Consider the following 20,111-nt stretch of genomic DNA (forward strand, 5'->3'; position numbering starts at 1 on the left):
AAACTCATTTTATTCCGGTTTTCGCCGCAATTGCCGTACGCGCCCTCGAAAGCCGGCTCATAATCGTGCCTTTCGGTATTTCGAGGATGTCTGCCGCCTCCGCGTAGCTCAGCTCTTCAAAGCAGACAAGAACAACCACTTCGCGCTGCTCCAGTGGCAGTTTTTCAACCGCCTCCAGGACATTTGCAACCATCAGCCTGGTATCACCCTTGTGATTGTCCTGGCCCGCAAGGTCGGGTTCGTCGTGTATGTCCAGTTCCTGTCCACGGACCTTTTGCTTGCGTGTCATGTCGATCCAGGCGTTCTTGAGTATGCGGAACAGCCAGGATTCGATCCGGGAGGCAGGGTCGTAGCTGTTTCTTGCCACAAGTGCGCGCTCGACCGTGATTTGGACAAGGTCGTCGGCCACATGTGCTGTGCGGCAAAGCGAAAGCGCAAATCGTCTCAAGTTCGGCAGTTTTTCGGTTAGGGCAGTATGAAAACAATCTGGCATCCGACAACCTTCTGGAAATCAAGCGCCCGACGGAATTTTCAGGCCGCTCATACGTAATCGACAGGAATACGCATGACGCAATGGTTTATTCCCAAAAAAAAGCGTGCGCTTGAAAGGACCTAAAATGATCCGGTTGATCGCGTTGAGTTTCGCATTCTTTCTTGTCCTGCCGATGGTGGGCCAGGAAACATTTCAAAAACTGCATTTTATGTCAGCGGTCGCAGACGAGGACGACGGCGATTCTGACTCCGACAACGACAATGACAATGACAATGACAATGACAACGATGACAGTGACAGCGATTCTGGTGCCGGGCAAGGCGGACAGGGTGGCAATCAGGGAGCTCGTGAAAATCCCCGGCAGCAATCCGGTCGGTCCGGCAGCGGTGGATCGGGTGGAGGAACAATTTTTGCGCCCTTGAGGCGGCTGTTTGGCGAACGGGAACGTCAGGCTCCTCAACCCCGCAGGGCAGCGGCACCGCCTGTCCTTTTCGTGGCGGGCGAAATTATCGTGCTGAACATAAACTCCGAAGACCTTCAAAGTCTTTTGAACGAGGGCTACAGCATCCTTGAGGAACGCGCCGTCGGCGGTGGGCAAATCTACTATCGCCTGGCGGTTCCCGATGGATTGCCCTTGCCGGATGCTCGCGACGCGGTTCGCTCGCTCCCGTCCGGCCAGGACACGGACTTTAATCATTACTACCGACCGGAGCGCGGAGACGCGAACTGCATCGGGGAAAATTGTGCCGCCTACGAGCTCGTGAGCTGGCCCTACAGCGTGCAGGAAGCGTCGCTTTCCTGTGCCGATGTCGGCGCGATCGGCATGATCGATACGGGAATCAATGAAAAGCATCCGGTCTTCAATGGCGCAGACATGACCGTCATTCGTCTGGCGGATCATGAGCTTCCTGCATCAAAAGCCAGCCACGGAACCGCAATAGCCGCATTGATTGTCGGACAACCGGAATCGAGAGTGCGTGGATTGCTGCCACATGCGCGGCTGGTGGCGGTTGATGCTTTCCACCGCTCGGGCCGTGATGAGCGTGCTGATGCCTTTACACTGGTCGAAGCGCTTTACACGCTCGCAGCCGAAGATGTCTCCGTCATCAATCTCAGTCTCGCCGGGCCGCAAAACAGCGTCGTGGAAGCCGCGCTTGGCGATCTTGCCTCGCGGCAGGGAATTGCCATTGCAGCGGCGGCTGGAAATGGCGGACCGCGGTCAGAACCGGTTTATCCCGCAGCCTACGAAGAAGTGCTGGCCGTCACGGCTGTCGACCGCAACAAACGCGTCTACCGGCGGGCCAATCGTGGCGGTTACATCGATCTGGCAGCGCCTGGTGTCAATGTCTGGACCGCCGCGTCGGTCAGGGGGGCAAAGTGGAAAACAGGCACCTCGTTTGCTGTGCCCTTTGCCACGGCTGCTGTCGCGCTTGTACGGGCAAGGCATCCGGAAAAGTCGCCGGAGGAAGTTTTCCAGAAACTCAAATCGACCGCGTCCGATCTCGGTGAAACGGGTCACGATCCGGTCTACGGATCGGGCCTGCTGCAGGCGAACAATCTGTGCTGAAAAGATGAAGGGAGCGACAAAGGCGCTCCCTTTCCTCTCACTATAACAACGGTCACCGGCAGATTACTTGATCATTCGGTCGGTCTGGCAGCAATAACAACAAGCGTGACATCTCGGCTCTTCAAATAGGTCGCAAGGCCTGCCTCCAGTCTATCGTCGTTGTGAATGCCGTCGTCCTGCAGGATGAGCATGCGCGGATCCCTGAGGAGGGCACGTGCGACGCGGATCCTGAACTGCTCGATTTCGGGGATTTTTTGTGCTTCGGCGGGAACCCGGTCGGCATCGAAATCCAGGATGGTGTCGAATTCTCCTAAGTCCTTTTCCGGAAGGTCCACTCGGGCACCCAGGAACGCGGCAGGACGTCTTGCCTGATATGCGGGAATGCCATTAACGGGAGAGACGAGCGCCACTCTGCGCCATAGTTCCTTGCGGCCGAGGTCCGCGAATGTCAGTCCACCAACCTGAATCTGTTTTTGCGACTGGACTTGTGTCAGGCCACACAGGCTCAGGGCAAGGTGGCGGCGGTCTTCAAAGCTTGCAATTTGAAGCAAGTTGCTGTTGCCGGGTTCTATTCTCGCCGAAAACAGGTTTCCGGAGGGCAGCTGCAGGGCGTCGATTGTGACTGGCGTGCTCCAGTCGGGTGACTGCCCAGAAGGCTTTCCAATGGGTGACATGGCATTGATCTCAAACACTTTCCTCAGTTTCTCATGCGCGACCTTGTTGGCTTCGTAGTATTCCAGCCCAGAGGCGCCGGCTTCCAGCTGGGAAGACAGGAACGCGAAGATCAGGAGAAACAATGCAATCGAGGCCGCATCGGCAATGCCAGCGACTGCGTAGAGCAGAACGGCGCAAGGAAACGTTGCCCGGCTTATGGCCCGTATCACCCCGGACCAGGTTGCGCGGGTTACAAGAAGACGGCAAACCTCGACACTTTTCCCTCCGAGCCTTGTGAGGAGCGGGGAGAGTTTTCCGTGCAACAGAAGCGGCAGGCGATCGGGCAGCGCCTTTCCGAGCAGAATTGCAATCCCTCCTCGACGCTGACGTGATTGCCTGATGCTCTTTCTCAATGGGCGCAGCGCGAGCGCAAGACCCAGAAACCAGACGGACACGCAGACTGCGAGCGGCAGCAAGAAGCCGATTTCGAGAAAGACGATCCAGGCTGTCAGTGTGGCAAGTGTTGCCGCGAGCGTAACGAGCGCCAGAAGTCCTTTGGACAACCAAAGCTTGATGGCACCAAGATCATTTACAAGTCTGGTGAGCGACAGGCCTATCGGCGGTGATTTGCCGTCGAAAGGAAGAAGCAATGCATGCCTGGCATAGGCCATCCTGACATCGTGCACATAGGAGAGGGCGAAGTGCTCAGCCGCCCGGTTCTGGATGACAAAAGCGCCGAGCGCGACAAGCGCCGCAACGCCAAGGGCCGGTAGAACCGGAATGCCGTAGACATGGGCTTCACCGGTCAGCAACGCGGCCGAGCTGGTTGAAAGGGCAATGGTACCGAGCGTCTGGGCGATGCCGATCAATATCAGCGCGGTACAGACGATGCCTCGCCGGGCATTCCACAAAGGTGGAAGGCCCGGTTGCGTGGTCTGAGGGAACATATCATTGTGCCGCTGCTAGCCGGCCCGACAACGTATGCTCCATGATCGTGGATACGGTCGCAGGGTGTTGAAGGTCGGCCAGCGAGAAAGCCGGCACATCCACGTTCACGATGGCTTCACGCACGGCAAGCGGCGAGCGCATTACGGCTCCGGAAAGTCCCAGGACCTGATAGCCAAGTTTTTCCAGGCTGTGCACACCGGCCACGGCCCCGAGGGCATCTCCCGCTGCGAAGACGACGCCATCAAAGAGGGAATGCATCAAAGGACTTGCAGCAACCTGCCGGGTTTCTTCCTGGAACAGCCCATCGGCGATTTCAACGACCGCAACGTCACAGTCCGACCTATGAAGCGTGCGCAAGAGGTTCCGTGTTGTCCCGACAATGGTATCGAGCGGTGTGCCGAAGGTCGTCGCCAGTCCTCCGTCGGTGAAATCAAGTACCTGTGTGGCGCCGGAATCATGCATCAGCCACGGGTCGCCGCCGGCAGCTGTTCCAGTCACCTTGAGTGCACCGACCTTGTAGCCGCTTAGGGCAAACCCCCGCACAAGAGAGGCTGCGGTGGCCGTCTTGCCGGCATTCATGGATGTTCCGAAAACACCGAAGACGGCGGCCGGCATCTGGCAGGCGATCGTGGGAAGAGCAAACTCCTTGAGGTTGACCGCTTTACCGTCCGATCGGGACAGAACGCCGACAGGTTCGATTGTGGTCGGGCCTGTAAGCCGGTCGTGCCAGGATACCGCTTTGGCGGCAATGCCGCCGGCCGCCACCATGTGACAGGCTTCCAGGCTTTCCGGCACGTAGGCTTCATATTGATCCGGGGCATATCTGTTGCCGAATGCAAGCAGCACTTCGTCACCCTCGTGCAACGTAGCTTTTCGACCGTTTGGGAGTTCGATCCGTTTGTGCGAGCCAAGTGCTTGAACACGCGCCAAAACCAGATCGCCTGGCTGCGGTTTGCAGGACTTGGTGATGATATGTGTGCATTCGGCGAAATTGACACGGCGCACCGCATAAGAGCGTTTGGCAGCGGTCAGGCGGAAAGAAGCGATCGGTTCCATATCTGTTACTCTCATCGTTTGTAGTAACCGCTACGGTGCGGTCATGGGGGAAACGGTATGGGGCGAAAAAAATTCCACTGCGTTCGAGAATTTTTTGTTGCCGGGGACAACAGGGCAACGCTCGCGTTTCATCTCTCAATCGGGGGCGCCAACCAGCCAGGCACCTCTGAAATGAAAGGTGCTCACAAGAGAGATGTTGCGAATTGCCTGTTGTGTTCGATTTTGCGCTGCAAGCCGCTTCGGGTGTGGTATCGAAGTTTCAAGGAATCGGCCATTGACCCGTGGCGTGAAATTGCTGTGCTGGAAACGGAATTGAAGGTTTTCAACCGGTGCTGCCTCTGAAGTCGGAATAGAAAGCGAGAGAAAGTTGACGAATACGACGATTGCCCCCGAAGATCTTCAGGCTTCGGTTTTGAGTCATCTGAAGAAGTCGCTCGGAAAGGATACCGCGAACGCGACGCTTTACGACTGGCGAACGTCCTTGTCACTTGCCTTGCGAGACCTTGTGGTCGATCCATGGTTCCAGTCCACCCGCAAAACCTACGAAGCCGCCGGTAAACGTGTCTATTATCTCTCGATGGAGTTTTTGATAGGCAGGTTGCTGGAAGATGTGGCGATCAACCTCGGCGCCGAAAGCGCTTCGCGTACCGCTCTTGAAAACCTGGGCCTTGATTACGATACGGTCGTGCACAATGAACCGGATGCCGCGCTCGGCAATGGTGGACTTGGCCGGTTGGCCGCCTGCTTCCTGGACAGCCTTTCAACGCTCGGAATTCCCGCGTACGGCTATGGCATACGTTACGAGCACGGGCTGTTCGAGCAGCATTTCGAGGACGGCCGGCAGATTGAAGTGGCGGAAGGTTGGCTGGCACAGCGCCACACCTGGGAATTCGAACGGCCCGAAGTCACCTATGAGATTGGCTTTGGTGGTTATGTCGACGGGACATGGGTGCCAGCGGAAACAGTGATTGCCAACGCATATGACACACCCATCCTCGGCTGGAAGCGCCGATGGGCCAATACTTTGCGGCTCTGGTCCGCGAAGCCAACCATCTTGTTCGATCTTGGCAGTTTCAATCGCGGCGATCTCGTCGGTGCCGTCGTGCCGGAGGCTTTGGCGCGGGCGATTTCACGCGTTCTCTACCCTGACGATACGACGGAGGCGGGCAAGGAACTGCGGCTGAAGCAAGAGTATTTTTTCACATCCGCTTCGCTGCAGGATATCGTGCGCCGGTTCAAATCCGAAGGCTACGAGATCGAAACGCTAGCCGAGCATGTGGCCATACAGCTCAACGACACGCATCCGGCAATCGCAGGGCCGGAGCTTGTCAGGCTCCTGGCCGACGAGCACGGTGTGGAGATTTCGAGGGCAATCGAGATTGCACGTTCCTGTCTGGCATACACCAATCACACGCTGCTTCCCGAAGCACTTGAGCGCTGGGACCTCGGATTGTTCGCGCGCACGTTGCCTAGGCACCTTGAAATTATCCAGATCATCGAAGCCGAACACCTGCGCAGTACGGAAAGCCAGGTACGCATAATCGAAGACCATGCCGTGAAGATGGGTGAGCTGGCCTTTGTCATGGCACACCGCGTCAACGGGGTGTCGGCCTTGCATTCCGAACTTGTCAAAAAGACCGTGTTTTCGGATCTCAACCGCGATTATCCAGGGCGAATTATAAACCAGACAAACGGGGTCACGCCACGGCGCTGGCTCTACAGCTGCAATCCGCCACTGCGTGACCTGATCATCAGGACCATAGGTGACGCCTGGGTGGACGATCTTGAACAGCTCAGTCACCTGGAACCCCACATTTCTGATCCGGGTTTCCTCGACGCATTCACGGCGGCGAAACAAAAGAACAAGCAACGGCTTGCGCGTTGGCTTGCAGAGCAGGGCGGCCTGCAGATCGATCCGTCGGCAATGTTCGATGTCCAGATCAAGCGTATTCACGAATACAAGCGGCAGCTGATGAACATTCTGGAGACGATCGCTCACTGGAATGAAATCCGGGATACGCCAAATGGCGACTGGACGCCGAGGCTGAAAATCTTTGGCGGCAAGGCCGCGCCCGGATACGTGGTTGCCAAGGAGATCATTCATCTGATCAACGATGTGGCGCGGGTCGTAAATGCCGACCCGGTGACCAAAGACCGGCTCAAGGTTGTCTATCCGGCGAACTATAATGTTTCGATGGCCGAGGTGCTGATCCCTGCCGCAGATCTATCCGAACAGATTTCGACCGCTGGCAAAGAAGCATCGGGTACGGGAAATATGAAATTCGCGCTGAACGGTGCGTTGACCATCGGAACGCTTGACGGTGCAAATGTTGAAATTCGAGAAAGGGTCGGCGCGGAGAATTTCTTCCTGTTCGGGCTGACCGCCGAGGAAGTTGTCGAGCGGCGTAGCCAATTCGACTACTCCAGGGCGGCTATTGCCGCGAGCCCCAGGCTTACCCGCGTGCTCAATCAAATTGCCGATGGTTTGTTCTCGCCCGGCGATCCGGGCCGTTACCACGGCCTTGTTCGTTTGCTTCACGAACATGACTATTTTCTCGTAACATGCGACTTTGAGGATTATTTCGACACGCAGCGGAAGGTCGATACGGCATTTGTCGATCAGAAACGCTGGGCGGAAATGTCGGCGCTGAACACAGCCCGGTCCGGATGGTTTTCCTCCGACCGGACCATCAGGGGATATTCGAAAGACATCTGGCAGACACCGTCCCTCCTGGGCAGATCGTGAGGTAGAAAATGAGTGCGGACAGCGGCGCTTCACTAGAGGCACTCAGTAGCGGAAATCTAAATGACCCGTTCTCCGTGCTTGGACCGCATGATGTCGACGGAAAAATCTGCCTGACTGTCTTTCACCCTGACGCGGACAAAGTAGAAGCGCTCGATACCAAAAGTGGAAAGCGTGTCGCGCTTCTCACATCGCAACCCGGTGCGTCGGGCGTTTTCCAGGCGACTACCCGGCGCAAGCAGCGATTTGCCTATCGACTTCGCTTTACCCGTGGAGAAGAGAGCTGGGAGGCCGACGATGCCTATCGATTTGGTCCTGTTCTCGGCGAGCTTGATGAGTATCTGATCGGCGAGGGGTCCCATTTGCGGCTCTGGGAAAAACTCGGTGCTCACATCATGGAACACGAAGGTGAACGGGGCACGCATTTCGCGGTCTGGGCACCCAATGCCAAACGCGTGTCACTGGTCGGAGACTTCAATTCCTGGGACGGCCGCCGCAATGCGATGCGCAAATGCGGAAATACCGGCGTCTGGGAGATCTTCATGCCCGGATTGGAAGCAGGCACCGTCTACAAGTTTGAACTGCAGGACAGCCAAGGGAACCTGCTGCCCGAAAAGGCAGATCCATTCGGGTTCGGTTCGGAGCACCCGCCCAAAACGGCTTCGGTTGTCAGGGACCTGCATCAGTATCAATGGCGGGATGAGAGCTGGCTGAAAACACGCGGTGACAGCCAGCGGATCGACCGCCCGATCTCCATTTATGAAGTGCATCTCGGTTCGTGGCGCCGTGTTCCCGAAGACGGAGATCGTCCTCTGTCTTATCTGGAACATGCCCGTGAACTTGTCGCCTATGCAAAGGATATGGGATTTACCCATATCGAGTTGCTGCCTGTTTCAGAGCATCCTTTCGACGGGTCATGGGGGTATCAGCCTATCGGCCTGTTCGCGCCGACGATCCGCTATGGCACGCTCGATGAATTTCGCGCCTTCGTCGATGCATGTCACGGCGCCGGACTGGGGCTGATCATCGACTGGGTGCCGGGACATTTTCCGGAAGATGAGCACGGGCTAGGGCGCTTTGACGGAACTCCGCTTTACGAACATGCGGACCCCAAGGAAGGCTGGCATCCCGACTGGCGAACCTACATCTACAATTATGGCCGCACCGAAGTTCAGAATTTTCTGATCGCCAACGCACTCTACTGGATGCGTGAACACCATGTCGACGGCTTAAGGGTCGATGCGGTGGCCTCCATGCTCTATCGGGACTATTCGCGGGCCGACGGCGAATGGGTGCCGAACGTGCATGGCGGGCGGGAAAACCTTGAGGCCATTGATTTTCTGAAACGTGCGAACACGCTCATATATGCAGATATGGAAGGTGTCGCGACCGTGGCTGAAGAAAGCACGGCCTTTCCCGGTGTGAGCACGCCGGTCGACTCCGGCGGTCTGGGTTTTGGTTTCAAGTGGAATATGGGTTGGATGAATGACACGCTTTCCTACATGCGTGAAGATCCTATCCACCGGAAGTACCATCACAACAAGATCGAGTTCGGTCTGCATTACGCTTTCTCGGAGAATTTCGTGTTGCCGCTCAGTCATGATGAAGTGGTGCACGGCAAGGGGTCGATCCTCGACCGGATGCCCGGGGACGGGCCTGAGAAGTTTGCCAACCTGCGCGCCTATTACGGCTTTATGTGGGGCCACCCCGGCAAGAAACTGCTCTTCATGGGCTCTGAGTTTGCACAAGGCTGGGAATGGAACCACAATGAAAGCCTTGGCTGGCATCTGTTGGAGAACGACTTGCACAAGGGCGTGCAGACCCTCGTTCGTGATCTGAACCGGCTATATGCGGACACGGCAGCGCTGCACGAACAAGACTCCAAGCCCGAGGGCTTTCAATGGATGGAGTCGAATGCGGACGAGTCCGTTTTCGCCTGGATCCGCCGCGGCTCGGCGGGCACGCGGCCGGTCCTGGTCGTGTGCAACTTCACACCCGTCGAACGGTTGCTCCGGCGGATTGGCGTTCCTGCCAAAGGGAGATGGATTGAACGGCTCAATACGGATGCAAATTGCTACGGCGGGAACGGGCTTGGAAATTTCGGTGGTGTGTCCGCCGATGAGATCGCATCCTCCGGTCAAGCATTTTCGCTTTGCCTTACGCTTCCTCCCTTAAGTACTCTGATTTTCGAATGTGAAGCACCGGAGGCATAATCGGCGCTGCGAACACGGGAGGAAAATGGATGTCCATGCAAGATCAACGCAGTCTCGCTCGACAGGCGATGGCATTTGTCCTGGCAGGGGGACGGGGCAGCCGGTTGAAGGAATTGACCGACCGGCGGGCAAAACCGGCCGTTTTTTTCGGTGGCAAGACACGGATCATCGATTTCACCCTGTCCAACTCGATCAATTCCGGCATCCGGCGCATCAGCGTTGCCACCCAATACAAGGCGCACAGCCTTATCCGTCATTTGCATCGCGGTTGGGGTTTCTTTCGTCCTGAACGCAATGAATCGATGGATATCCTGCCAGCCTCCCAGCGGGTCAACGAGGAAAGCTGGTATCTGGGGACCGCGGATGCGGTCTACCAGAACATCGACATTATCGAGAGCTACGCGCCGAAATACATGGTTGTTCTCGCAGGTGACCATATCTACAAGCAAGACTACTCCAAGATGCTGGAGCAGCATGTGAATTCGGGCGCCGAAGTCACTGTCGGCTGCATAGAGGCGTCGCTTGAAGAAGCCAAGGGCTTTGGCGTTATGGCGGTCGATGAAAACGACCTTATTACGGCCTTTGTCGAAAAGCCGGCGGATCCACCCCCAATGCCCGGCAATCCCGAGCAAGCACTCTGCAGCATGGGGATCTACGTCTTCGAGACGGAGTTTCTGTTCGACATCCTCAAAGACGACGCTGCGGACCCGAATTCCAGCCACGATTTCGGGAAGGACATCATTCCGAAGCTGGTTGCAAAAGGAACGGCATTCGCACATCCGTTCAGCCGCTCCTGCGTGAAAAGCGGGCTGGAAAAGGAACCCTATTGGCGCGACGTGGGGACGGTCGATGCTTTCTGGCAAGCCAATATCGACCTGACCGATTTTACACCCGAACTCGATATCTATGACACGGAATGGCCGATCTGGACGTACCAGGAACTGAACCCGCCTGCGAAGTTCATTCACAACGAGGCAGGCCGCCGCGGGCAGGCGATCTCGTCCATGGTGTCCGGCGGCTGCATCATTTCCGGGTCCAGCCTGTTGCGTTGTCTCATGTTCACCGGCGTGCGCTGCAATTCCTATTCGCGGCTCGAAGGTGTGGTGGCGCTTCCACACGTGGATATCGGCCGGAATGCGCGTTTGACCAACGTCGTGATCGACCGCGGCGTGCAAATCCCTGCAGACCTCGTTGTCGGCGAGGATCCTGAGATGGATGCCAAGCGCTTTCGGCGCACGGAAGGCGGCATTTGCCTGATCACGCAACAGATGATCGACAATCTTGAGGCCTGACATGAACGTCCTCCTTGTTGCTTCCGAATGTGCTCCATTCGTCAAGACCGGAGGACTTGCCGATGTGGTCGGGGCCTTGCCCAAGACCCTGATCGCGACAGGCGTCGATTGCCGGGTCATTCTGCCGCTCTACAGAAATCTGCAAGGTCTTCGCGAATTGGCCACGGCAGAGACTGATCTGGGTACGCTGTTTGGAGGCCCCGCGCGCCTCATTGCGGTGAATGCGGAAGGCGTATCGCTCATCCTTCTGGATGCTCCTGAATTGTTCGACCGGGGTGCTGGTATCTACCTGGACGAAACGGGGCAAGACTGGCCGGACAACGCCCAAAGATATGCGGCTCTGTGCAAGGCGGCCGTTCATGTCGCGCAAAAGGGCTTCGACGGCTGGGAGCCCGACTTGCTGCATGCGCATGACTGGCAGGCCGGGTTGGCGCCCTGGTATCTGCGTCAGGCAGGATCGGCATTGCCATGCATTATGACGATCCACAACATTGCGTTTCAAGGGCTTTTCCCCAGTGAGATCGCCGACGAACTGAGCCTGGATCCCTCGGGGTTTTCTCCGGACGGATATGAGTATTACGGCAAGATCAGCTTTCTGAAAGCCGGGATCGTCGCGTCTGAACGAATTACAACGGTCAGTCCGACCTATGCACGCGAGCTGATGTCCGAAGAATTCGGGATGGGCTTCGAAGGTTTGCTGCAATCCCGCAAGTCCGACCTTGTCGGAATTCTCAACGGAATTGATCTCGAGGCGTGGGATCCCCAAACAGATGAAGCGATTGCCGTCAATTACAATGCGCGCGCGCTCAAACGCAAAGCCGTCAATCGGGATGCGCTGGAAAAAAGGTTCAGCCTCGACGCCAATCAGCATGCTCCCCTGTTTTGTGTGATAAGCCGGCTAACGGAGCAAAAGGGTCTCGATCTGCTTTTGGCGGCCCTTCCTGTACTTGTCGGTCGGGGCGCGAGGCTGGCTCTTCTGGGCAGCGGTGAGAAGAAACTGGAGGACGCCTTCCGGCAAGCCGCGGTCGCGCATGCCGGTGCGGTCGGCACGATCATCGGCTATGACGAGAAACTCTCGCACCTGATGCAGGCTGGCGCTGACGCGATCCTGGTTCCGTCGCGTTTCGAGCCTTGCGGCCTCACGCAGCTCTACGGACTTCGATACGGAACAGTGCCGGTCGTTTCGCACACCGGCGGCCTTGCCGACACCGTGATTGACGCCAACGACGCAGCGATACGGGCCGGATGTGCAACAGGATTTCAGTTCGCACCGGTCACACTTGCCGGGATGGTCGATGTGATAGATCGCGTTTGTGACATGTTTTCAGATCAAAAGAGCTGGTCGGCCCTGATGCGCAATGCGATGCGGCATCAGGTTGGTTGGGAAACATCGGCTGCCGCCTATTCCGACCTTTACCGATCAGTGTTGAACGGCCTCGAAGAGGGCGCTGAATGAACAAACGAATGCTTCCGGGCTCCTTCACCAGGCTCGGCGCTCATTTTGACGGTGACGGCACGAATTTCGCGCTCTTCTCCGCCAATGCACAAAAGGTGGAGCTGTGTCTGTTTTCCGATGACGGGTTGACCGAAACAGCTAGATATCTTTTGCCTGAACGCAGCGGTCCCGTCTGGCACGGGTATCTGCCCGGTCTCCGTTCCGGAACACTTTACGGATACCGGGTGTATGGCCCCTATGCACCCGAACACGGTCACCGCTTCAACCCGTTCAAGTTGCTCCTGGATCCTTACGCCCGCGAATTTCGGGGTGCGTTCCGTCAACATGCGGCATTGCTTGGGTTCAATCCTGACGACCCTGCTGGAGACCTTTCGTTCAGCAAACTGGACAGCGCTCCATATGTTCCCAAATGCGTAGTGCCTTCACCTGACGATCTTGTCCCTGCGGATGTGCGGCCGGCGTGCCGAGCGGAGGAGGTGCTGATCTACGAAGCGCATGTGAAGGGGCTGACAATGCAGCACCCGAGCGTACCGGATGATGTGCGAGGCACCTACGACGGTCTCGCGTCAGAAGCGGTGATCGAACATCTGCAAAAGCTTGGTGTCACATCGATCGAGCTGCTGCCGGTACATGCATTCGTCGACGATGACTTCCTGATCAGGAAGGGGCTGCGAAACTACTGGGGTTACAACACGATCGGGTTTTTCGTACCCGAACCCCGTTACCATGGGCCGACCGGCCAATCCGGATTTCGCGACATGGTCAAGCGGTTTCATGCCGCCGGCATCGAGGTCATCCTGGATGTCGTCTACAATCACACCGCCGAAGGGGATCACCGCGGACCGACGCTGGGGTTCCGCGGCATCGACAATGCATCGTATTACCGTCTGATACAGGGTCAATCGCGCTACTATGTAAACGACACGGGAACCGGCAACACGATCAATGCGGCACATCCCTACGTACTCAGAATGATCCTGGACAGTTTGCGCTATTGGGTTGAAGTCATGGGTGTCGACGGTTTTAGGTTCGACCTGGCGACGACGCTGGGTCGTGAAGCGCATGGCTTCGATTCGCGCAGTGGGTTTTTTGATGCATTGCGTCAGGATCCGGTGCTGGCAAATGTCCGCCTTATTGCCGAGCCGTGGGATATCGGTCCGGGGGGATACCAACTGGGCCGGTTTCCTCCCGAGTTCGGGGAGTGGAACGACAGATTTCGCGACACCAGCCGAAAGTACTGGCGCGGAGACGATCACAGCGCCCAGGAGCTAGCGGGATGCGTGCTTGGTTCGGCGGGGCATTTTGACAAGGACGGCAGGCGGGCCGTGTCGTCTGTCAATCTGGTGACCGCACATGACGGTTTCACGCTTGCTGACGTCACCCGCTATTCCCGTCGCCACAATCTCGACAATGGTGAAGACGGGCGAGACGGCCACAACGCCAATTTCAGTGACAATTTCGGCGTTGAGGGTGCGAGCGACGATCCCGGTATTCAAGCCCGGAGGTCCCGCCGGCAGCGCAATCTGCTGGCAACCCTGTTCTTGTCGCAGGGCACGCCGATGCTGCTCGCCGGTGACGAGATAGGGAACAGCCAGAACGGCAACAACAACGCCTATTGCCAGGATAATCCGATCGGATGGATCAACTGGGAGGACCGGGACGAAACTCTGCTCGAATTCGTCAGGGGCCTTGCCGCCTTGCGTCGGACCCATTCAAGCTTGCGTCAGTCACGTTTTCTGCATGGCGCTTCACGTGAACTCGACGGCTTGCGGGATGTCGAATGGCTCGACTTTGATTGCAGGCCGTTGGACTGGCGCGATCCCGGGCTTTCCAAATTCGCCCTGATCCTGCGAGGGTCTGGAGAGCTCCCTCCTGAAAACCAGGTGCATGACACGTTGCTTCTCCTGTTCAATCGGGATGAAGACAGTCTTCCGGCGACGCTGACGAGCGCACCCTCCGGATACAGATGGCAGCTCGAACTCGACACATCGGAAGCCGATGCGTTCCTGAAGACGAGATTGCCGAATGGAAGTCTGACCGTTCAAGGTCAATCGGTCGTGGTTCTGGCGCTTGCGCCTGAGAGTGACCTCTCATGAGCGACGGATTGCTGCAGCAACTGGCTGAAGAAAATGGCGTGCTGCCGTACTTCCATGATCTTGGCGGGCATGAATACAGAACCGGTCCGGATACGCAGCGTGCAATGCTCAGGGCGATGGGAGTCGCCGCGGAAAGCGATGCTGACGCCAGGATGTCGCTCGACGCGCTGCGCCTGGAGCGTGAGCGCCATCTCGTCTCGCCGGAATTTGTCGTGACGGCCGGACATGACGCCGGTATTCCGGTCAGACACGGTTGTGACTGGGTGCTGACCGACGACACCGGGCGAGAGGTCGCGGTTGGATTTTCCGAAGATCAGGTCCACCTCCCACCTCTTGAGGTCGGTGTCCATCACTTGCGCGTTTCAAATGGTGAAATCGAGCAAGTGGCCCTGATACCCGCTGCGCCCGCGCAGACACCGTCACTTGTTTCGATCACGGGACGGGAACGGGTTTGGGGTATAACCGCAGCGCTTTATGGTCTGAGGTCTGGCCGGAACTTTGGTCTTGGCGACTATGGCGATCTTGCTGACCTGGCTCAAACGCTCGGGTCTGCCGGCGCCAGTTTTCTTGGCATAAACCCGATCCACAACTGGGGTTGGTCGACAACCGATATCGCCAGTCCCTATTCGCCTTCCCATCGCGGTTTCCTGAACACTTTGCATATCGCGCTGGACCAGATACCGGGTTTGGCAGGAAATCAGTCCGCAGGCGAGTTGGTTGAGAAAGTTCGCGCGGATGTCGCGCCGGACGCTCAGCTGATTGACTACCAGAATATAAGGCAGCGGTTGCAGTCGCCGTTGAAGGCTCTGTTCGACCTGTTCAACGCGGTCGGCAGCGACGATGCGAAGGAACGTCACCAAAGATTTGTGCAGGCCGGTGGCGAAGACCTTCTCCAATTTGCGATCTTTGAAGCGCTTGCGGGCCAACACGGCGAAAACTGGCACAGCTGGCCTGAGGAACTCAAGGATCCCACGTCGGTTCCAAGAGGTGCATGGGACGATCGGGAACCACGTTTTCACATGTGGCTGCAATGGGTTGCCAGTGAACAGTTGGATCGCGTGTCTCGCGAACACGCGATGCCGCTCGGTCTCTATCTCGACCTCGCCGTTGGCGCGCGCAGAGACGGCGCCGAAGCCTGGATGGACCAGGATAGTGTTGCAAAGGGCGTCTCGCTTGGCGCTCCTCCCGATCATCTCAGCCCGGAAGGGCAAAACTGGCAACTGACGGCTTTTGCCCCGTCGTTAAGCGCTAAAGGCGGCTACCGGAATTTGCGCGCCATCCTGCGCCAGACGATGCGGTCCGCGGGCATGATCCGCATTGATCATGTGCTCGGGTTGAACCGAAGCTTCTGGATCCCGGATGACGGCAGTCCTGGAGCCTACGTTCAGCAGCCGTTCGAAACGCTGATAGCGTTGGTTGGCATCGAGGCACACAAGGCACAATGTGTCGTTGTCGGTGAAGACCTCGGTCTCGTGCCGGACGGTTTCCGGGAGGCTTTGAGCGCGCGCGGCATCTACGGCTATTCCGTTCTGCAATATGAAAAGGAATGGGACGGATCTTTCCGGGATCCTTCGCACCTGCGCGCTCATAACCTTGCCTGTTTCGCGACCCACGACACACCCACGCTGCACGGGTTTTGCGTTGGCCGTGACATTGATTGGTGGCGGAAACTCGGCTGGATCGACGATGAGAGCGCGGCGCATTCAAGAGAAGAGCGCAAGAAAAATGTCGCCGAACTCGTTCCAGAAGACCGCGCGCCAGGTCCTGCTATTCACGGTCGGCTGGCCCACTCACCAGCCGTCATGGCCTCGGTACAGCTCGACGATATCCTGGGCGAGGAAGAAGCGCAGAATTTGCCGGGTACGATCGATGAACATTCGAATTGGCGTCGCATCTATCGGGTAGCAGTTGATACTCTGGGCGAAAGCCCCGCACTTTACGAAACGGCCGACCTGATGCGCACGGCCGGACGCGCAGCATTTTATCCGGACGGAGAAAATTGACATGGATATCAAAGTGGTTTCGACAAAACCGATCGAAGGCCAGAAACCCGGGACTTCGGGTCTGCGCAAAAAGACACGGGTCTTCATGGAGCCGCACTATCTGGAGAACTTCGTTCAGTCCGTTTTCGACGCGATTGGAGGCGCAGGCGGCAAGACATTCGTTGTCGGTGGGGATGGCCGCTTTTTCAATGCCGAGGCAATCCAAACGATACTGAGGATGGCCGCCGCGAATGGTGCAGCACGTGTCATCGCGGGGCGCGGGGGGCTTTTGTCGACACCGGCGGCGTCGCACCTTATCCGGAAAAACGCGACTGACGGCGGGCTGATCCTGTCTGCGAGCCATAATCCGGGCGGTATCGATGAGGACTTCGGCCTCAAATTCAACATTCCAAACGGCGGACCGGCACCGGAAGGGGTTACCGAAGCAATCTTTGGCGCAACAAAGAACATTGGCCAGTACCGCACGCTGGAGACCTCCGATATCGATATTGATGTGCTTGGCGAGCAAAAGGTCGGCGACATGGTCGTGAGCATTGTCGATCCGGTATCCGACTACGCCGCCCTGATGCAGGAGCTCTTCGATTTCGATGCGATCAAGGACCTGCTCGCCTCGGGTTTCCGGCTGCGTTTCGATGCCATGCACGCAATCACCGGTCCCTACGCGAAAGTTATTCTTGAAGAAATGCTTGGCGCGCCCGCCGGCAGCGCGATCAACGCGACGCCCTCTGTTGACTTCGGCGGAGGTCACCCCGACCCGAACCCGGCCTGGGCGAAGGAACTGATGGCCGAACTGATGTCGGACGAAGGGCCCGATTTCGGGGCAGCATCGGATGGCGACGGTGACCGGAACATGATCCTTGGCCGGAATTTCTATGTCTCGCCCTCCGACAGCCTTGCCGTCCTGACGGCAAATGCGCATCTTGCTCCCGGCTATGCAAATGGCATTGCCGGTGTAGCACGTTCGATGCCGACAAGCTGTGCGGCTGACAGGGTTGCACAGGACTTGGGCATTGAGTGTTTCGAAACGCCCACCGGGTGGAAATTCTTCGGCAATCTGCTCGATGCCGGACGAGCTACGATTTGCGGCGAAGAAAGCTTCGGCACCGGATCCAACCATGTGCGCGAGAAGGACGGGCTCTGGGCTGTTCTTCTCTGGCTCAACATTCTTGCGAAGAAGCGTTGTTCGGTTGCCGACCTGGTTCAGGAGCACTGGAAAAAATACGGCCGGAACTACTATTCGCGGCATGACTATGAAGCTCTTCCCAAGGCGGACGCCAGTGACCTTATGGACCGTGTTGCGGGCCAGTTGGACAGTCTCCCCGGCAAGTCATTTGCCGGGCAGGTTGTCGATAAGGCGGACAGTTTCGGCTACGAAGACCCGATAGACGGTTCCAAGAGCAGCAATCAGGGACTGCGCATCCGTTTCACCAATGGCGCGCGGGCAGTCTTCCGGCTGTCAGGCACGGGCACCGAAGGGGCGACCTTGCGTCTTTATGTCGAGCACCTTGAAACTGACCCTGCCAAACTGACCCGCGACGTACAGTCCGCGCTGTCACCGGTGATCGAGGCAGCGCATGAAATCGCCGGGATCGGGCGTTTGAACCGGTCGGGACCGGATGTGATTACCTGATGGTCCGATGAGCGTGTTGCGCGGGCGCTGGTCAACGCTCCGCATCAGGATTTTTTGGGGTTTTGAAACGTTAATATGTCCCACGGATTGCGAAGTCCGTGGGCAGTTTTTTGCCGCATTGCGAAAGGCCGGTGTGAAAATATTCCGCACTGCAGCAAAAAGATTGCATAAAAAATAGCACTGCGCATAATGCGGGCATGAGCAGTGGCATTTCGATCCTCGTCATTGATGATAACAAGATCCGCGCGTCCATCATCGAAGAGGGGCTTCGTGATGCCGGACACGACGCGGTTATTCTCGTGCATCAGATGGACGGCCTCGTTCGTCAGATCGCGGACATCAATCCGGACGTGATCGTCATCGACCTGGAGAACCCCAACCGGGACCAGTTGGAACATATGTTCCAGGTATCGCGCGCGGTTCAAAGACCCATTGCCATGTTCGTGGACAAGGCCGACAGCCAGTCAATCGAAGCCGCTGTGGACGCCGGCGTGTCCGCCTATGTCGTCGATGGTCTCAAGCGGGAGCGGGTCAAGCCCATCCTGGATATGGCGGTCAGCCGTTTCAATGCGTTTTCCAAACTTTCCAAGGAACTGGAAGACGCGCGCACGGAGTTGGCCGACCGGAAAACCATCGATCGTGCGAAAGGCATCTTGATGAAGTCCAAGGGCCTGTCGGAGCAGGCTGCCTATGACCTTCTTCGTCGCACGGCCATGAACCAGAGCCGAAAAATCATCGACGTGGCGCAAAGCCTCGTTATTGCCAGCGGATTGCTGGGAGATTGACCATGTCAACTGGAACAATCAGCCGGGGAGGGGCGGAGCAATTGGAGATCGGAGAAAAGTGGTGGGGCAGCTGACACCTGTAATCGCGGGCTTCATTCCGCTGTTGGACAGCGCGGTTCTGGTTGCCGCCAAGGAGATCGGTTTCGCCGAGGAAGAAGGCATCGCGCTGAAGCTCGTGCGTGAAACTTCCTGGGCGAACATCAGGGACCGGGTGGCCGTCGGACATTTTGATGTCGCGCACATGCTCGCCCCGATGCCGATTGCGGCTACCCTGAACCTGACAAGTCTCGCTGTGCCTATGCTGGCGCCAATGGTTCTGGGGCTGGGAGGAAATGCAATCACGGTCTCCACAGCACTCTGGCAGAACATGCTGGACGAGGGCGCAGACCGAAACGGCGATCCGGCATCGACCGGAACTGCGATTGCAAATGTCGTGGCGGCGCGATTGAAAACCGGCGGAAGCCCGCTTCGATTTGGCGTCGTACATCCGTTTTCCGGTCATGCCTATGAGTTGAGGCACTGGCTTGCCGCCGCTGAAATCGATCCGGACAAGGATGTTGAGATTACCGTTCTGCCGCCCCAGCTTATGGCTGATGCCCTGGCTGCCCGGCAGCTCGACGGCTATTGTGTGGGCGAACCATGGAACACCGCCGCAGTGGCTGCGGGCACGGGCCGTATTGTCACCTACAAACAGGCGATCTGGCCGGATAGTCCTGAAAAAGTCCTTGGCGTCACACGCAAATGGGCGCAAGCCAGCCCTGACGTCTTGGCGGCGTTGATGCGCGGCATGTCGAAGGCTGCGGACTGGTGCGCCGATCTTAAAAATGTGGATCGGTTGACCGGCATCCTGTCGGGTCCTGACTATCTCGCGTGCGATCCGGACCTGTGCAGCCCGGCGCTCAGCGGAAACATGCGATTTGGTGCGACCACGTCAAAAACACTCCCGGATTTTCTGTCCTTTTCAGGCGGGCCTGCCGCTGCCCCGTCACCGGCTCAGGGCAAGTGGTTCTACGAGCAGATGGTACGGTGGCACCAGGCAACATTCAGTGCCGCTGCAGAGGCAGAGGTCGTCAGGATTTTTTCTCCGGCAACCTATCAGGCCGCGTTGAATATCGACCGACTGCCTTCCGAAAAGTCTATTCGGCTGTTCGACATGGTTTCGCTGTGAATCCGTT

General features: G+C 57.6%; 13 protein-coding genes. 10 read left to right on the top strand and 3 right to left on the bottom strand.

The features are described 5' to 3' along the window. Positions 1 to 4: 4 nt before the first annotated feature. Positions 5 to 493, bottom strand: a complete 489-nt coding sequence (locus Q0915_RS00950; RefSeq protein WP_299472522.1) for an RNA polymerase sigma factor — start codon at positions 491 to 493, stop codon at positions 5 to 7. A gap of 124 nt (positions 494 to 617) precedes the next feature. On the opposite strand from Q0915_RS00950, the gene Q0915_RS00955 reads away from it, so the two are divergent. Then, a complete protein-coding gene (locus Q0915_RS00955; protein WP_299472523.1) occupies positions 618 to 2,060 on the top strand; it encodes a S8 family serine peptidase in 1,443 nt (480 codons plus the stop codon). Between the two features lie 71 nt (positions 2,061 to 2,131). On the opposite strand, the gene Q0915_RS00960 is transcribed toward Q0915_RS00955, so the two are convergent. Then, complete coding sequence (locus Q0915_RS00960; RefSeq protein WP_299472524.1) at positions 2,132 to 3,661, bottom strand: hypothetical protein; 1,530 nt, start codon at positions 3,659 to 3,661, stop codon at positions 2,132 to 2,134. Position 3,662: 1 nt separating this feature from the next. After that, complete coding sequence (locus Q0915_RS00965; protein ID WP_299472525.1) at positions 3,663 to 4,718, bottom strand: hypothetical protein; 1,056 nt, start codon at positions 4,716 to 4,718, stop codon at positions 3,663 to 3,665. 367 nt (positions 4,719 to 5,085) lie between these two features. Between Q0915_RS00965 and Q0915_RS00970 the strand changes: the two genes are divergently transcribed. The 9 genes from Q0915_RS00970 (at position 5,086) to Q0915_RS01010 (ending at position 20,104) form a co-directional block, all read left to right on the top strand. Continuing rightward, entirely contained in the window at positions 5,086 to 7,464 is a 2,379-nt protein-coding gene (locus tag Q0915_RS00970; protein WP_299472526.1) for a glycogen/starch/alpha-glucan phosphorylase, read from the top strand. Between the two features lie 8 nt (positions 7,465 to 7,472). Continuing rightward, positions 7,473 to 9,674, top strand: a complete 2,202-nt coding sequence (gene glgB / locus Q0915_RS00975) for a 1,4-alpha-glucan branching protein GlgB (RefSeq protein ID WP_299472527.1) — start codon at positions 7,473 to 7,475, stop codon at positions 9,672 to 9,674. A gap of 29 nt (positions 9,675 to 9,703) precedes the next feature. Further along, complete coding sequence (glgC, locus tag Q0915_RS00980; RefSeq protein ID WP_299472528.1) at positions 9,704 to 10,966, top strand: glucose-1-phosphate adenylyltransferase; 1,263 nt, start codon at positions 9,704 to 9,706, stop codon at positions 10,964 to 10,966. Between the two features lies 1 nt (position 10,967). Next, the gene (glgA, locus tag Q0915_RS00985; RefSeq protein ID WP_299472529.1) at positions 10,968 to 12,422 is read left to right on the top strand and encodes a glycogen synthase GlgA; all 1,455 of its coding nucleotides are present in this window, start codon (positions 10,968 to 10,970) and stop codon (positions 12,420 to 12,422) included. Then, positions 12,419 to 14,518: a glycogen debranching protein GlgX gene (glgX, locus tag Q0915_RS00990; protein WP_299472530.1), complete on the top strand. Its 2,100-nt coding sequence runs from the start codon at positions 12,419 to 12,421 to the stop codon at positions 14,516 to 14,518. Before glgA ends, glgX begins: the two co-directional genes overlap by 4 nt. Then, complete coding sequence (gene malQ / locus Q0915_RS00995) at positions 14,515 to 16,521, top strand: 4-alpha-glucanotransferase (RefSeq protein WP_299472531.1); 2,007 nt, start codon at positions 14,515 to 14,517, stop codon at positions 16,519 to 16,521. The genes glgX and malQ overlap by 4 nt, the downstream gene beginning before the upstream one ends. A 1-nt stretch (position 16,522) precedes the next feature. Beyond that, a complete protein-coding gene (locus Q0915_RS01000) occupies positions 16,523 to 18,151 on the top strand; it encodes an alpha-D-glucose phosphate-specific phosphoglucomutase (RefSeq protein WP_299472532.1) in 1,629 nt (542 codons plus the stop codon). Between the two features lie 197 nt (positions 18,152 to 18,348). Next, positions 18,349 to 18,936 carry an ANTAR domain-containing protein gene (locus Q0915_RS01005; RefSeq protein ID WP_299472533.1) on the top strand — a complete coding sequence of 196 codons (588 nt, stop codon included), beginning with the start codon at positions 18,349 to 18,351 and terminating at the stop codon, positions 18,934 to 18,936. Between the two features lie 61 nt (positions 18,937 to 18,997). Further along, positions 18,998 to 20,104 carry a CmpA/NrtA family ABC transporter substrate-binding protein gene (locus Q0915_RS01010; protein WP_299472534.1) on the top strand — a complete coding sequence of 369 codons (1,107 nt, stop codon included), beginning with the start codon at positions 18,998 to 19,000 and terminating at the stop codon, positions 20,102 to 20,104. Positions 20,105 to 20,111 lie beyond the last annotated feature (7 nt).

This window comes from uncultured Roseibium sp. (genome assembly GCF_947494555.1).
In the GTDB taxonomy this organism is placed as follows: Bacteria; Pseudomonadota; Alphaproteobacteria; order Rhizobiales; family Stappiaceae; genus Roseibium.